Genomic DNA, 15,901 nt, shown 5'->3' with positions numbered 1-15,901 from the left:
CGAGGAACATGAGTATCGTGGAAATCAAAGTCCCGGATATCGGTGATTTCGACCAGGTCGACGTCATCGAGTTGCTGGTGGCTGTCGGCGACACCATCACAGCCGAACAAAGCCTGATTACAGTCGAATCCGATAAAGCCTCCATGGAAATCCCAGCCTCAGAGGGTGGGGTGGTCAAGTCTATCAAGGTCAAGGTAGGCGACAAAGTGGCCGAGGGGGCTGTCATCCTCGAGGTCGAGGCAGAGGCCGCTGGCAAACAGGCAGGCGATGCCAAGCCCGCAGAGGCGCCTGCTGCGCCTGTCGCCAAGGCGGATGCCCCTGAGGCCAAGGCGCCTGAGGTCGAGGCTCCAAAGGCAGCATCAGCGCCCCAGGAAGCCGCACCCGCTGCGGCTCCTAGCGCCTCTGGCCGCACCTCCCCGACAGCCGCGTTTGCTGAAGCCGATGTGCCTTTGCGTAATCTGCCACATGCCTCACCGTCTGTGCGTCAGTTTGCCCGTGAGCTCGGCGTCAATCTGGCGCAAGTCAGCGGAACGGGCCCGAAAAACCGCATCACGGCCGATGACGTGCGCGGCTATGTCAAGCAAGCCTTGGCCACGGGCGGAACCAGCCCGGTGGGTTCAACCCTGGCGGCTGGCGAAGGTTTCAGCGTACTAGGCTGGCCCAAAGTCGATTTTGCCAAGTTTGGCGAAATCGAAACCCGTGCGCTGTCGCGCATCAAAAAGATTTCCGGTGCAAACCTGCATCGCAACTGGGTCATGATCCCGCACGTCACCAACAACGACGTGGCAGATATCACGGATCTTGAAGCATTGCGTCAGCAGCTCAATGCCGAGAACAAAAAAGCCGGCATCAAGGTCACTATGCTGGCGTTCCTTATCAAGGCAGTCGTCGCGGCGCTTAAAAAATTCCCCGACTTCAACGCCTCGCTCGATGGCGACAATCTCGTTCTCAAGCATTACTTCCACATTGGCTTTGCGGCAGACACCCCCAATGGGCTGGTCGTTCCGGTTATCCGTGATGCCGATAAAAAGGGCGTGCTCGAGCTTGCCGCAGAAACCTCCGAGCTTGCTGCCCAAGCCCGGGAAGGCAAACTCTCGCCATCGCAAATGCAAGGCGGATGCTTCTCGATTTCATCTTTGGGCGGTATTGGTGGCACCGATTTCACGCCTATCATCAATGCACCTGAAGTCGCCATTCTTGGCGTGTCGCGCTCTGCCATGCAGCCGGTATGGGATGGCTCGGCATTTCAGCCCCGGTTGATGCTGCCGTTATCGCTGTCTTATGATCACCGGGTGATCGACGGTGCCTCTGCGGCGCGATTCAACGCCTATCTGGCGGGCTTGCTGGCGGACTTCCGCCGCATCATCCTGTAAAGGGGGCACACATGAGTCTAAATGACGTCAATGTTCCGGATATCGGTGATTTTGATCAGGTTGATGTGATCGAATTGCTGGTGGCTGTGGGCGACACCATCACCCCAGAGCAAAGCCTGATCACCGTCGAATCGGACAAAGCCTCCATGGAGATCCCCTCTGATCAAGGCGGGGTTGTCAAAGAGGTGTTGGTCAAGGTCGGCGACAAGGTCACGCAAGGCACCACTATTTTGCGTGTCGAAGCCAGTGAATCCGGCCAATCGTCTGCGCCTGCAGCCGAGAAAAAAACGGCGGCAAAATCTGATAAACCCGCCCCGTCCAGCAGCAATGCGCCGGCGGCACCTGCTGCGGCTGCTGCCGTTGCACCCGCCAGTGCACCGGCTCCTGCGCCGACAGCAGGGCAGTTCAGTGGCACGGCAGACACCGAGTGCGATGTCTTGGTGCTCGGCGCGGGGCCCGGCGGATACTCGGCTGCCTTCCGTGCAGCGGATCTCGGCCTCAAAGTGGTGCTGGTCGAGCGCTATGCCACACTGGGCGGCGTGTGCCTTAATGTCGGGTGTATCCCGTCAAAGGCATTGCTGCATACCGTCAGCGTACTCGAAGAAGCAAAGTCCCTGGGTGCGCATGGCATCAGTTTTGGCGAACCCAAAATCGATCTGGCCGGCGTCAGGGGCTACAAGGATGGCGTGGTCAGCAAGCTGACAGGCGGTCTTGCCGGGATGGCCAAGGCACGCAAGGTAACAGTTGTCCAGGGCGTCGGTTCTTTTGCCGATCCCCACCATTTGACGGTAGAGAAAGCCGACGGTGGCACCACGACAATCAAGTTTGCCTCAGGCATCATTGCGGCGGGCAGCCAGTCGGTAAAACTACCATTCTTGCCAGAAGATCCCCGCATCGTCGACTCAACCGGTGCGTTGGCATTGTCGGCCATTCCCAAGCGTATGCTGATCATCGGTGGTGGCATTATTGGCCTCGAGATGGGGACGGTGTACTCCGCCCTGGGCGCCCGTCTGGATGTGGTCGAGATGCTGCCAACGCTTATGACAGGCGCCGATCGTGATTTGGTCAAGGTATGGCAAAAGCGCAACGAGCCGCGCTTTGATCATGTCATGCTCAAAACCAAAACCGTTGCTGCTGAGGCCAAGGAAGACGGGATCTGGGTCACTTTCGAGGGCGAGGCTGCCCCCAAAGAACCCCAGTGCTACGACCTTGTCCTGCAAGCAGTCGGGCGATCGCCCAATGGTAAAAAAATCGGTGCCGACAAAGCGGGTGTCATTGTTGGCGATCGTGGTTTCATCAGTGTCGACAAGCAGATGCGCACCAATGTGCCGCATATCTATGCCATCGGCGACATCGTCGGGCAGCCCATGTTGGCCCACAAGGCAGTACACGAGGCGCATGTTGCCGCCGAAGCCATCGCCGGTCAGAAATCCTTCTTCGATGCCCGTGTGATTCCCTCGGTTGCCTACACAGACCCCGAAGTTGCCTGGGTAGGGCTCACTGAAGAAGACGCCAAAAAACAAGGGATTGCCCTTAAAAAAGGTCTGTTCCCCTGGCAAGCGTCCGGGCGTGCCATTGCCAACGGCCGCGACGAGGGCTTCTCCAAGTTGCTTTTTGATGCCGAAACCGGCCGGATCCTCGGTGGTGGCATCGTGGGTACCCACGCGGGCGATCTCATCAGCGAGGTTGTACTCGCCATCGAGATGGGTGCAGATTCGGTGGATATCGGCAAAACCATCCATCCGCATCCCACCCTGGGAGAATCCGTCGGCATGGCGGCAGAGATCGCCGATGGTCACTGCACAGACGTACCTCCCGCGCGGCCAGCCCGATAAGGGATAAGGGCCCGGTTGGCAGTAGGGATGTCAGCCAGCCCGTACACGGCAGGTGCTAATATCGGCACCTGCCGTTTTCTATGTGATTTTCATTCTCATGTCTTCTATTGCTCCTGCTTCTGGTGCCCCGCTAGCCGATTGGTTGGCTTACCTCGAAACCCTGCATCCCAAAGCCATTGATTTGGGTCTTGATCGTATCCGTGCGGTGGCCCAGCGCATGCGGCTGTCGCTGGACTGCGTGAAAATCACTGTGGCGGGTACTAACGGCAAAGGTTCTACCTGCGCGATGCTCGAGTCCATCTTGTTGGATGCGGGTTATCACGTTGGGCAGTACACCTCGCCTCATTTGCTGCGCTTCAACGAGCGCATCCGGATCAACGGCCAGGAAGCCGCCGATGGCGATATTGTTGCGCAACTGGAGCGCATTGAAGCGGCCCGTGGCGATGTGTCCCTGACTTACTTTGAAATGACCACCCTGGCGGCTTTGCTGCTGTTTCAAGCTGCTGCCCTGGATGTGGTGTTGCTTGAGGTCGGCTTGGGTGGGCGCCTTGATGCCGTCAATATCATCGATACCGACTGCGCCGTGCTCACCAGCGTCGATCTCGATCACATGGCCTATCTGGGTAACACTCGTGAAGCGATCGGCTGGGAAAAGGCGCATATCTTTCGGCCGGGCAAGCCCGCGATCTGTGCTGATCCCGTCCCTCCACAAACCGTCATAGACTATGCCGCAGAAATTGGTGCGGATCTCTGGCGCTTTGGGATCGACTTCAACTATTCCGGAGACCGGCAGCAATGGGCCTACGGTGGGCGTTTGCAGCGCCGTAATGCGCTGGGCTATCCCGCCCTGCGTGGCGCCAATCAATTGCTCAATGCCTCCGCTGCGCTGGCTGCGCTTGAAAATCTGCGCGACCGCCTTGTGGTAACACAGCAAAATGTGCGTCAGGGGCTTTTGCATGTCGGTCTGCCTGGACGCATGCAGATTTTGCCTGGCCTGCCCGCCACCATCCTGGATGTTGGCCACAATCCGCACGCTGCGGCTGCAGTGGGGCAAAACCTCGACAGCATGGGGCATTATCCACACACGTATGCGGTGGTGGGCATGCTGCACGACAAGGACATCGAGCACACTCTGGCCAAGCTCACCCGCCGGGTGGATCGCTGGCTGTGCGCCACCACTGGAGGCCCCCGTGGTACCTCGGCCAAGGCGCTTGCCGACATCGTTCACCGGATTACCGGTGACGTGGCGCCGGTCGATCCTTTCGTTGTGCAAACCGCAGAAATCAAGCGCGGAGACCACAAACCCGGGGTAAAAGCGGCCCCCCGGCCAGCTGTGGCCAAGCAAGATGTTCAGGTTTCAACCTTTGACAGTCCGGAACAAGCCTTTGCAGAAGCCCGTCGTTTGGCAACCGACAATGATAGAATTCTTGTGTTCGGGTCTTTTGCAACAGTGGGGCCCGTGCTTCAGGTCCTGCGCCAAGAAGGCCGGGACGTTCTTTCTTGACCAGGCAGGCGGGTCAGCCTGCCTTTTCGATGGGTGAGCTGACTGATGTTTTTTCGTCAAGGGACCACGCCCGGTAAACGCAGTACCACGCGTTCCGGCGGCACCAGCGAGGCCCAGCTTAAAGAACTTCGAGGCAAGGCCCGTCGGCGCCTGATTGGTGCGTTGGCACTGGTGCTCGCCGCCTTCGTTGTTGTTCCGTGGTTATTCGATGAGCCTGCCACCGACGACACTCATGCGCCCATCGTGGTGCCTGCGACGCCGTCAGGGTTGCCAGGCCCGGGGCCAACGCTCGCCGCTCAGTCGGGTGGCGCATCCGCATCCGGTCAGGTGTCACCAGACACTTCCACTGCACCGGCTCAACCCGATACCACCAGCACGCCTGCCGCAAGTGGCAGCTCGGCATCCCTTGCCCAGGCGTCTGGCAGTGCGCCGTCGCCAGACGAAACCTCAGGGGCTGCCCAAGCCGGCAGCAGTCAGGCAGACACGGCCTCCGCTCCTGTACCGGCCCCAGAGCCTTCCGCAGCGGCCCCAATCCCCGAGCCCGCGATCAAGCCGGCCAAGCCCGAGCCAAAACCAAAGTCGGTCGAACGTACGGATGACGGTTCGGTGGCCCTGGCGCTGCTGTCGGGCAAAACACCCGTCAAACTTTCCAACAAGGCGCCTGTGCCGGCATCCGGCCAAGGCAGCTATTACCTCCAGGTGGCGGCTTACACTGCGCAGCAAGATGCCCTGCAACGCCGTGACAGCTTGCGTCAGTCCGGGGTTACCGATGCCTACGTCGAGCAAGGTCAATCAGGGGGCCGCACAGTCTATCGGCTGCGGGTCGGGCCCTTTAGCTCACACGAGGCAGCCCAGGCTGCACAAACCCGGCTGCGTGCGCTGGGTTATCAAAATGGCCTGATTTCCGACAAGTGACCAGCTTCGATTACATCGTCCTGACGGTCGTGGTGGTGTCCTGCCTGATCGGTCTGTTGCGGGGCTTCCTCCGGGAGGTTCTATCGCTGATTGCCTATCTGGCGGCGTTTGTGGCGGCTATTTGGTGGGGGCCAATGGCGTCGCAGTGGCTGGATACTCTGATCGAAAACGGTTTGTTGCGAACATTGGCGGCCTATGGGGCCGTTTTTATCGTGATTTTATTGGCGATAGGGCTGCTTAACATGGCGCTGGGTGCCCTGGTAGACCGCACGGGCCTGACGCCGGCAGATCATGGGTTGGGCGCTGTATTTGGTGCGGCCCGTGGAGTAATTCTTGTATTGGCTCTGGTAGGGCTGGCCGGCTATACCAAATTGCCCCAAGAAGCATGGTGGCAGCAGGCGCGCACCTCAGACGCCCTGGTCAAAGGCTTTCAACAAATCAAATCTGCACTGCCCGTTGATATCGCGCAGTTGCTTCCTTACTAGTTTCGGAAAACCTAATCATGTGTGGAATCGTCGGTGTGATGGGGCAGGGCCCTGTCAATCAACTGATTTATGACAGCTTGCTGCTGTTGCAGCATCGCGGACAGGATGCGGCAGGTATTGCTACGGCCCACGAGCAATTTTTCAGTATGCACAAGGCCCATGGTCTGGTGCGTGATGTGTTTCGCACGCGTAATATGCGGGCTCTGCCAGGTAATAGCGGCCTTGGGCAAGTGCGCTATCCCACAGCCGGCTCCAGTGCCAGTGTCGATGAAGCGCAGCCGTTTTACGTCAATGCGCCCTTTGGGATCACGTTTGTCCATAACGGCAATCTCACTAATTGGCGCGAGCTGCGCGAGGCGCTGTTCAAGCATGATCGGCGGCATATCAATACCAATTCTGATTCCGAAGTGCTGCTTAATGTGCTGGCCCACGAACTCCAACAAGCTTCCAATGGGGGCACGCTGGATGCCAATGCCGTGTTTCAGGCGGTTCAGGCCGTCCATCGGCGGGCCAAGGGGGCGTATGCGGTTATCGCCCGGATCAGTAGCTTTGGTCTTGTGGCGTTTCGGGATCCTCACGGTATTCGCCCCTTGTGTCTGGGCCGTCATGATACCGAGACCGGGACAGAGTGGATGCTGGCATCAGAGTCTGTCGCACTCACAGGCACGGGCTTTACGCTGGTTCGCGATATTAAGCCGGGCGAGGCCATTGTCATTACCGAAGAGGGTGAGGTCAGCCAACAGCAGTGCGCCGAGCCAGGTCAGATACAAACGCCGTGCGTGTTTGAATACGTGTATTTTGCGCGCCCTGATTCCGTCATGGATGGGATTTCAATTTACGATGCGCGCCTGCAGATGGGCGAATATCTGGCTGACAACGTAGCCAAATCGTTGCGTCTGGGCGATATTGACGTTGTGATGCCTATTCCGGATTCCTCCCGTCCGTCTGCGATGCAGTTGGCGTCCCATCTGGGTCTCAATTATCGCGAGGGCTTTATCAAAAACCGCTATATAGGGCGTACTTTCATCATGCCAGGACAGGCGGTGCGTAAAAAATCAGTGCGGCAGAAACTCAGTGCAATCGATCTTGAATTTCGGGGCAAAAATGTGTTGCTGGTGGATGACTCCATCGTGCGGGGCACGACCAGCCGCGAAATTGTGGAGATGGCCCGGACTGCCGGCGCCAACAAGGTGTATTTTGCGTCGGCAGCCCCCGCGGTAAGGTTTCCCAATGTTTATGGCATCGACATGCCCACGCAGGCCGAACTCATTGCCACAGGCAGGGATACCTTGCAGATTTCCCAGGAAATTGGTGCAGATGGTTTGGTGTACCAGGAACTTGCCGATCTCGAGCAATCGCTGCGCGATCTTAATCCGGCACTCAAGGAGTTTGAATCCTCGTGCTTTAACGGCCGCTACGTGACAGGTGACATCGATGATGCATATCTCGAGCGCTTGCGTTTGAGCCGTGGTCAGCCGATTCGGTCGGGAGCAATGGCAGCGGCGCCCGAAGACGCCTGATCCGATAACGGTGGTTAGCCTTGTTGGGGCCGCCTGGAGGCGAGTACCGACAAGGCCAGCGCGGCACACACAATAAACAGGATCAGCCCCCATATAGAGTATTCGATCCCCAAGAGCTCGACCCGGGCGTCGGCACAACTGGCGTAGATGCCAAATAACCAGGGGACAGCAGCATCCAGGCCAGAGCCTGCAATAAAGCGGTCGGCAAACGTTTGTGCGCACGAAAACGAGTTGGATGCGACGCTATATTGGTACCATGCGGCCACTACGCCGCAGATTGACAAAATCGTGGCAATTGCTGCACCCAGGCGCAGCACGATTACCTTGCCCCATCCCGTGCCGGCCAAGCCGCACACTGCTGCGATAGCCAGCAAAATCAGCCGCTGCAGGACACACCAGGCACAAGGTGCCATCCCGAACATATGTTGTGAAACCAGGGCAATTCCCACTGCGCTCAGGCACAGCCCTGCGATGGTTCTGAGAATTCGATCAGATTGGGTAAGATTCATGGCCAGGTAAGGGTGGTTCATCAGAATTGAAAGCGGGACGCGATACTGCACCGTCCTGAGCATCTACGGAGAGTACTGCAAAAATATGACGCTCGAACTGTCGTTGCCCACGCGGCTGCGTCAGGACAGCACCTTGCAGGATGAAAATATCTTCAACGCGGTCGCCCAGCGTCATGATCTTGGCCATCTTCAGGTTGATATTGTGGTGGGTAAACACGCTGGCAAGATCGTACAGCAAGCCGATACGGTCTGCGGCGGTAATCGACAACCGCCAGTTGCCGCCTTGCTCGTCTGCCTGCAGGCTGATGGTGGGCAGGATGGGAAACACCCTCGAGCGCCGTGACCCTCGCCGAAGGGTGGATGCAGGTGTCTGGGTGGCATGAGGGTTGCCAAGGGCCGCCAGCAGCTCGTGCTCTACCAGAGTGGCATGCGAGCGGTAATCGCGGTCTGCATCCGGCAGCAGCACGATAAAGCTGTCCAGCGCCCACCCTTGTCGGGTGGTGTGAATCCGGGCGTCCTGGATGCTCAAGCCGTGCTGGTCGAAATATCGGCAGATGTCCATGAAGAGGTCATCGCGGTCTGGCGCATAGGCCAGTACTTGCAAGGCTTCGCTTTGGCCCAGGACGCGTGCACGAACAACTGGTTTGGGGCCCTGAAAACAATGGTACAGATGCCGGGTGTGCCAGGCAATTTCGTTTGAATCGTGCCGTAAAAAATACGCCACATCAAGCTGCGACCAAAACGCGTCCCGGCTTTCATCCCTAAGCCCCATGCGTCGGATTTCTGTAGCGGCGGCATCCTTGCGCAAGGCTAGAATCGTGCCTGTGTCGGGCCGGGCACCTCCCAGGGCGGCCAGCGTCTGGTGATATAAATCATCCAGCAGCTTGCCTTTCCATGCATTCCAGACCTTTGGACTGGTGCCGCGGATATCCGCTACTGTCAGCAAATAAAGCGCGGCCAGCCTGCGTTGCGTGCCCACCCGTGTGGCGAATTCGTGAATGACGCGCGGGTCGCTGAGATCGCGCTTTTGTGCTACCTGAGACAGTGTCAGGTGTTCCCGCACCAGAAACTCGAGCAATGCGGTTTGCTCGCGGTCGAGCATGTGTTGGCGTGCAAAGCGGCGTACTTCGGTGGCGCCTAGTTGCGAGTGGTCGCCACCACGTCCCTTGGCGATGTCATGAAACAAAGCGGCAATGTACAAGAGCCAGTGCTCGTCCAGGTCTGCAATCAGCTGACTGGCCAGCGGGTGCTCCTGGGCGTGTTCAGGCATGGTAAATCGGCGCAGATTGCGGATCACCATCAGGATATGTTGATCTACGGTGTACGCGTGAAACAGATCGTGCTGCATCTGACCGACAATGCGCCTGAATACCGGCAGATAGCGCGGCAGGATGTTCCACATCGTCATGTCCCGCATGGCATGCACGATCCCGCGTGGCTGCTGAAGAATCTGTAAAAACTGCTTGCGGTTGACTGGGTTTTTGCGAAACTGCGCGTCGATCTGGTGTCGTGCATGCCAGATCGCACGCAGGGTGCCTGCTGCCATACCTTGCAGTTCGGGGTGCTGCTGCATGACCAAAAATACGCGTAGCAACAGTGCCGGGTTGCGTTCGAAGGCGTCCGGGCGACAAAGTGCCAGCCGGGTTCTGTGAATACAGAAATCGTCGTCCAGCGGGATGCTGACGGCGTAGGGCTGCGGGAAGAGATGTTCTTCAAAGCTTTGCATCAACAGCCTGTTTACCTGGCTGACGACGCGTGCAGCCCAGTAGTACCGTTGCATCAACAGTTCACTGGCACGCCGGTGAGCCTGGTCTTTAAAGTCATAGATTTGAGCCAGTCGGGGCTGCAAGTCAAACAGTACTCGGTCTTCCCGACGTCCCGTCAATAGATGAAGCTCGATACGCAAGCGCTTGAAAGCCAGCTCGGCCCGGTGCAGTGAGCGGAACTCCGAGGCGGTCAGGAGATCTGTCTGTGCAACCGCTTTCCAGTGGTCTCCCAAGCCGGATGCGCGGGCTAACCACAGCAGCACTTGCAGATCTCTTAATCCACCGGGAGACTCTTTGCAGTTGGGTTCGAGTGCATAGGGCGTTTCCTGGTGGCGAGCATGGCGCTGCTGCATCTCTGTCCGCTTGGCCAGATAGAAATTGCGCGGATTCAGATCAGATTGCATCTGATCCCGAAATCGATGAAATAGTTTCCGGCTGCCGGCAAGCCACCTTGCCTCGAGTAAAGCCGTCTGGACTGTGATGTCGGCCGCGGCTTCATCGCGGCATTGCGACAGTGTCCTGACGCTGTGGCCGGGCTCCAGGCCAATATCCCACAAGGCCGCTATCAGGGCTTCAACCCGTTCGCAATCGCCTGCATCGGGCAAATGATCAAGCAGAATCAGGATATCGAGGTCGGAACCTGGATAAAGCTCGCCACGACCGTATCCCCCCACTGCGGCCACACAAGCCCCAGCCGGGGCTGGGTGGGTCTTGAGCAGTTGCCGCACCAGATCATCTGCGATGCGCCTGAGCGTCGTGAGCAGGGTGTCAGGGCGCAAATGCTGACGATAGACCGCGATGGCCTGTGAGCGGCGCTCGTGCAGCTCGGTGCGTAGTGCCTGCAGCGCACCGGGCGCTTGCGTAATCATGCAGACGCGGTAGCCGCCTTGACGAATGCCGGCGGCTGAGGCATCCCCGGCGAAACGGTCAGCACTTCGTAGCCAGTGTCGGTTACCAGGAGACTGTGTTCCCATTGTGCGGATAGGCTGTGGTCACGAGTAACCACAGTCCATTGGTCAGCCAGCGTGCGGATTTCACGACGGCCGGCGTTGATCATGGGCTCGATGGTGAAGATCATGCCGGGTTCAAGGCGCGTGCCGGTGCCTGGTTTGCCATAGTGGAGTACTTGCGGATCCTGGTGAAAGCGCTGCCCGACACCGTGGCCGCAGTATTCGCGTACCACCGAAAACCCGGCGGCTTCGGCGTGTTTCTGGATGGCGTGGCCAATGTCGCCCAGCGTGGCACCAGGGTGCACTTGCTCGATGCCCAGCCACATGCACTCGAAAGTGGTTTCAGTCAGGCGTTTGGCCAAGATAGAGGGTTCGCCTACGTAATACATACGGCTGGTGTCGCCAAACCAGCCGTCCTTGATGATAGTGATGTCCATGTTAAGGATATCGCCGTTTTTGAGTACCTTGTCGCCCGGGATGCCGTGACAAATGACATGATTGACCGAGATGCAGATGGACGCGGGGTAGGGGGGATAGCCCGGTGGCGCATAGCCCACGGTGGCAGACTTTACATGCAGTACGTCGGTCAGGTATGCCATGCACAGACGTTCCAGCTCGCCGGTGGTGACGCCTGGCCGAACATGAGGTTCCAGGTAATCAAGAATGCTGGCTGCATCCTTGCAGGCTGCGCGCATCTGATCGAGTTCTTGGGGGTCTGTGATAAGTGGGATCATGTGGTGTACTTGCTGAAAACAAAGGAAGAATAGTAGAATTATAGGCTTCGCGTTACTTAGCAGCCATTTGTCTGTGGGTAAGCTTGGGAGCAGGCTTACAGGCGGGCTTACAAGCAGACTTACAAGCGGGCTTGAAAGCAGGCTTACAACTGAAATGTTGCAACCAAGGTTGTGTTTGCCGGCAGCTATGTGTGTTTAACCGTGCGTTATTGGCGCCGCCTTGGCAGGCGCTGGTGGTGGCGCGGTAATTCATGGTCTGTATGTATGGCCTTGTATGCACAGCTTGTAACGCGAAAATAGCGTGCAGAGCCAACCATGGGTGTCTTGGGGCATAAACAACATCTTAGCCCCGGATACTGGCTCTGTACAAGACAGAACCCTTTGGAGAACTCTATGAGCCTCATGCGTGAAATGCTGGAAGCTGGTGTGCACTTTGGCCACCAGACCCGTTACTGGAATCCCAAAATGGCCGAATACATTTTCGGCCAGCGCAACAAGATCCACATCGTCAACCTCGAGCGCACCGTCGAGAAGTACCTCGAAGCCACTCAGTTTGTGCGTCAGGTCGCTGCCCGTGGCGGCAATGTGCTGTTTGTTGGTACCAAGCGCTCCGCTCGCGAGATCCTCGCCGCTGAAGCCCAGCGTTGCGGCATGCCTTATGTTGATAGCCGCTGGCTGGGTGGCATGATGACCAACTTCAAGACGGTCAAAACGTCCATCAAGCGCCTGAAAGACATGGAAGTACTGCAGGCAGAAGGCGCCACCGAACACATGAGCAAAAAAGAAGCCCTGATGTTCGAACGCGAGCTGGCCAAGCTGAACAAGTCGATCGGCGGTATCAAAGACATGAACACCTTGCCTGAAGCGCTGTTTGTGATCGACGTCGGCTATCACAAGATTGCCGTTGCCGAAGCCCGCACCCTGGGTATTCCTGTTGTCGGCGTAGTAGATACCAATCACTCCCCGGAAGGCATCGATTACGTCATTCCCGGTAACGACGACTCCTCCAAGGCCATCGCGCTGTATGCCCGTGGCATGGCGGATACGGTGTTGGCTGGTCGCGAACAAAGCGTCAACGGCCTGGTCGAGGAACTGGCCGAAGGCGAAGAATTCATCGAGGTCGAGCAAGAACACCACGAGGAATAATTCCTCGCAACCGCTTGCTTTACCGGCCGGGGTGGCCTGACGCCACCCCGATCCGCCCGATACCGGCACAGGCCGGTATCCGCATTGATCGAACAGGAGAATCGAATGGCTCAAATTACTGCCGCCATGGTTAAAGAACTGCGCGAGAAAACCGACGCGCCCATGATGGAGTGCAAGAAAGCGCTCACCGAAGCCGATGGCGATCTGGCTCGCGCCGAAGAATTGCTGCGCGTGAAACTGGGCAGCAAGGCATCCAAAGCAGCCAGCCGCATTACTGCAGAGGGCCTGATCGGCCTGCATATTGCAGTAGATGGCAAAACCGGCGCGCTGGTTGAAGTCAACTGCGAAACCGACTTCGTTGCCAAGAACAACGATTTCGTCGCATTCGTCAACGATCTCGCCCGCCTGGTCACCGAACAAAACCCGGCTGATGTAGCTGCCTTGGGCCAATGTGCCCTGGGTGAAGGCACGGTCGAAACCACCCGGGCTGCACTGGTTGGCAAGATTGGTGAAAACATGTCCGTGCGTCGCTTCCAGCGCTTCGAGACAGTCGATGGGCTCAATAGCTACGTGCATGGTGGGCGGATTGGTGTGCTGGTGGATTTCGCTGGCTCAGACGAAGTCGGCAAGGATCTGGCTATGCACATTGCGGCCACCAAGCCGCGTGCGCTGGACGCGGGTGGGGTAGATCCCGCCCTGATTGCCGCCGAACGCTCAGTCGCAGAGCAAAAGGCAGCCGAGTCTGGCAAGCCTGCCGAGATCGTCACTAAAATGGTTGAAGGCTCTGTGCAGAAATTCCTCAAAGAGGTCACGCTGCTGTCTCAGCCCTTTGTCAAAAATGACAAGCAGTCCGTCGAGCAGATGCTCAAGGAAAAAAGCGCCCGAATCAATCGCTACGCCTTGTTTGTTGTGGGTGAAGGGATAGAAAAGAAATCAGAAGACTTCGCTGCTGAAGTTGCCGCTGCCGCCAGCGGTTCCTGATTTTCTCTGATTCAGGTACGATGGCATCGCGCCTTGTGCGCGGTGCCGTTGCACGTCCGCTTAAAACCCTTCCTTCTGTTTCGTCCTTCCAGGAACCTGGTGCATGTCAAATCCAGCCTACAAGCGCATCCTTCTGAAACTCTCGGGTGAGGCGCTGATGGGGGGTGATCCCTTTGGTATCAACCGCGCAACCATCCTTCGCATGACCGAGGAAATCCACGGTATTGTGTCTTTGGGTGTGCAACTAGCGGTGGTGATCGGCGGCGGTAATATTTTCCGTGGTGTAGCCCCGGGTGCCCAGGGTATGGATCGCGCAACCGCCGACTACATGGGGATGCTGGCCACCGTCATGAACGCCCTGGCTTTGCAGGATGCGCTCAAAAACCATGGTGTAGATGCCAGAGTGCAGTCGGCGCTCAATATTGATCAAGTGGTCGAGCGCTATATCCGGCCCAAGGCCCTGCGTTACCTCGAAGAAGGCAAGGTGGTGATTTTTGCCGCAGGGACGGGTAACCCGTTCTTTACCACAGATACAGCAGCTGCCTTGCGCGGTGCCGAAATCGGCGCCGAAATGGTGCTCAAGGCCACCAAGGTGGATGGCATCTATAGTGCCGATCCCAATAAAGACCCCAGCGCCACCCGGTACTCGCGCATCAGTTTCGATGAAGCCATTGTGCGCCGACTCGAAGTCATGGATGCCACCGCATTTGCCTTGTGTCGCGACCAAAAATTACCTATCAAGGTATTTTCGATCAACAAACCAGGAGCCTTGCGTCGCGTCGTATGCGGCGAAGATGAAGGCACTCTGGTGCAGGTATAGGAATCCTCATGAGCCTTTCCGATATACGTCGTTCTACTGAAGAACGCATGGGCAAGTCCATCGAAACCCTGAAAGCCAGCCTGGGCAAGATTCGTACAGGCCGTGCACACGCGGGTATCCTGGATCACGTCCAGGTCGAGTACTACGGCTCTCCGGTGCCTATCAGTCAGGTGGCTAATGTCACCGTCATTGATGCACGTACGCTGAGTGTGCAGGTATGGGAGAAAACCATGGCTGCCACGGTCGATAAGGCGATTCGCGAGTCTGATCTTGGCCTCAATCCCATTGCGATGGGCGACAATATCCGGGTGCCCATGCCCGCACTCACCGAAGAACGCCGCCGGGATCTCACCAAGGTGGTTCGCGGCGAAGGCGAGGACACCAAAGTTGCGATTCGCAACTTGCGCCGGGATGCCAACGATACATTTAAAAAGCTGGTCAAAGATAAAGAAATCTCCGAGGACGACGAACGTCGTGGTCAGGATGACATTCAGAAGCTCACCGACCGCTATGTAGCTGATATTGACAAGCTCGTCTCCCAAAAGGAAGCCGAGATCATGACCGTCTGATTGTCGGTCATCTCTGTTTTCGCGGCATGAACCCACTCAGCTCGACTTGCTCGATCCCTGTCACCGGAGAGACGCCCCGTCATGTCGCCATCATTATGGACGGTAACGGGCGCTGGGCAACCCAGCGCTGTTTGCCCCGCACGGCAGGGCATGTCCGTGGTGTTCAGGCAGTAAGGCGCGCTGTCGAAGCCTGCGGCCGGCGTGGGGTCGAGTACCTCACCTTATTTGCATTCAGCTCCGAAAACTGGCGGCGTCCGGCACAAGAAGTCACGCTGTTGATGCGCTTGTTTGTCCGCACCCTCGAAAAAGAAGTCGACAAGCTGATCGCACAGGGCGTGCGCTTGCGCATCGTCGGAGACCTCAGTGCTTTTGATGCAAAATTACAAGGACTGATCCGCGAGGCTGAAGCAAAAACGGCGGAGCAATCTGCTTTGACCCTCACCATCGCCGCCAATTATGGTGGACGTTGGGATATTCTTCAGGCAACGCGCGCCTTGCTGGAGGCTCATCCAGAACTTCAACAACATCCTGAGCTGCTCGACGAAGCAGCCATCAGCGAGCGGCTGGCCATGGCGTATGCCCCTGAGCCAGATCTTTTTATCCGTACGGGCGGCGAGCAACGCATTTCCAATTTTCTGATCTGGCAGCTGGCGTACACTGAACTCTATTTCACAAACTGCTATTGGCCTGATTTTGGTGCCAACGAGATCGAGCAGGCTTTTATCTGGTATCGCCAGCGAGAGCGGCGCTTCGGCCGAACCAGCGAGCAGTTGCACGAAGCACACTGAGGGTAC

Annotated in this window: 13 protein-coding genes and 1 pseudogene; 11 read left to right on the top strand and 3 right to left on the bottom strand. The window is 57.7% G+C overall.

What is annotated here, in order from left to right; genetic code table 11:
* Positions 1–8: 8 nt before the first annotated feature.
* From WA928_RS04430 to purF, 6 genes are all read left to right on the top strand, one after another.
* The gene (locus WA928_RS04430; protein WP_424300088.1) at positions 9–1,373 is read left to right on the top strand and encodes a dihydrolipoyllysine-residue acetyltransferase; all 1,365 of its coding nucleotides are present in this window, start codon (positions 9–11) and stop codon (positions 1,371–1,373) included.
* 11 nt (positions 1,374–1,384) lie between these two features.
* The gene (lpdA, locus tag WA928_RS04425; protein ID WP_424300085.1) at positions 1,385–3,208 is read left to right on the top strand and encodes a dihydrolipoyl dehydrogenase; all 1,824 of its coding nucleotides are present in this window, start codon (positions 1,385–1,387) and stop codon (positions 3,206–3,208) included.
* Between the two features lie 97 nt (positions 3,209–3,305).
* Complete coding sequence (gene folC, locus WA928_RS04420) at positions 3,306–4,712, top strand: bifunctional tetrahydrofolate synthase/dihydrofolate synthase (RefSeq protein WP_424300082.1); 1,407 nt, start codon at positions 3,306–3,308, stop codon at positions 4,710–4,712.
* Positions 4,713–4,757: 45 nt separating this feature from the next.
* On the top strand, positions 4,758–5,627 hold the full coding sequence (locus tag WA928_RS04415; protein WP_424300079.1) for an SPOR domain-containing protein: 870 nt from the start codon (positions 4,758–4,760) through the stop codon (positions 5,625–5,627).
* Entirely contained in the window at positions 5,624–6,112 is a 489-nt protein-coding gene (locus tag WA928_RS04410; RefSeq protein ID WP_424300076.1) for a CvpA family protein, read from the top strand. Before WA928_RS04415 ends, WA928_RS04410 begins: the two co-directional genes overlap by 4 nt.
* Before the next feature lie 17 nt (positions 6,113–6,129).
* Positions 6,130–7,632 carry an amidophosphoribosyltransferase gene (gene purF, locus WA928_RS04405; protein ID WP_424300073.1) on the top strand — a complete coding sequence of 501 codons (1,503 nt, stop codon included), beginning with the start codon at positions 6,130–6,132 and terminating at the stop codon, positions 7,630–7,632.
* A 14-nt stretch (positions 7,633–7,646) separates the two neighbouring features.
* On the opposite strand, the gene WA928_RS04400 is transcribed toward purF, so the two are convergent.
* From WA928_RS04400 to map, 3 genes and pseudogenes are all read right to left on the bottom strand, one after another.
* A complete protein-coding gene (locus WA928_RS04400) occupies positions 7,647–8,162 on the bottom strand; it encodes a disulfide bond formation protein B (protein ID WP_424300070.1) in 516 nt (171 codons plus the stop codon).
* A gap of 40 nt (positions 8,163–8,202) precedes the next feature.
* Positions 8,203–10,776: pseudogene (locus tag WA928_RS04395) on the bottom strand ([protein-PII] uridylyltransferase); the annotation flags it as partial.
* Positions 10,773–11,588 (bottom strand): type I methionyl aminopeptidase, encoded by an 816-nt coding sequence (gene map, locus WA928_RS04390; protein WP_424301116.1) that lies wholly within the window; start codon positions 11,586–11,588, stop codon positions 10,773–10,775. The gene map and the pseudogene WA928_RS04395, both read right to left, overlap by 4 nt.
* Positions 11,589–11,984: 396 nt before the next feature.
* Between map and rpsB the strand changes: the two genes are divergently transcribed.
* From rpsB to uppS, 5 genes are all read left to right on the top strand, one after another.
* Entirely contained in the window at positions 11,985–12,737 is a 753-nt protein-coding gene (gene rpsB / locus WA928_RS04385) for a 30S ribosomal protein S2 (RefSeq protein WP_424300067.1), read from the top strand.
* A 105-nt stretch (positions 12,738–12,842) separates the two neighbouring features.
* Entirely contained in the window at positions 12,843–13,718 is an 876-nt protein-coding gene (gene tsf / locus WA928_RS04380) for a translation elongation factor Ts (protein ID WP_424300064.1), read from the top strand.
* Between the two features lie 103 nt (positions 13,719–13,821).
* Entirely contained in the window at positions 13,822–14,538 is a 717-nt protein-coding gene (gene pyrH, locus WA928_RS04375; protein ID WP_417250938.1) for a UMP kinase, read from the top strand.
* 8 nt (positions 14,539–14,546) lie between these two features.
* Positions 14,547–15,107 (top strand): ribosome recycling factor, encoded by a 561-nt coding sequence (frr, locus tag WA928_RS04370; protein WP_424300061.1) that lies wholly within the window; start codon positions 14,547–14,549, stop codon positions 15,105–15,107.
* 26 nt (positions 15,108–15,133) lie between these two features.
* Positions 15,134–15,895 carry a polyprenyl diphosphate synthase gene (gene uppS / locus WA928_RS04365; RefSeq protein WP_424300058.1) on the top strand — a complete coding sequence of 254 codons (762 nt, stop codon included), beginning with the start codon at positions 15,134–15,136 and terminating at the stop codon, positions 15,893–15,895.
* Positions 15,896–15,901 lie beyond the last annotated feature (6 nt).

Origin of the sequence: Castellaniella sp., from assembly GCF_049651205.1 — a bacterium.
GTDB lineage: Bacteria > Pseudomonadota > Gammaproteobacteria > Burkholderiales > Burkholderiaceae_B > Castellaniella.
The sequence above is the reverse complement of the archived record's forward strand: the minus strand, read 5'-3'. Positions and strand labels throughout refer to the sequence as shown.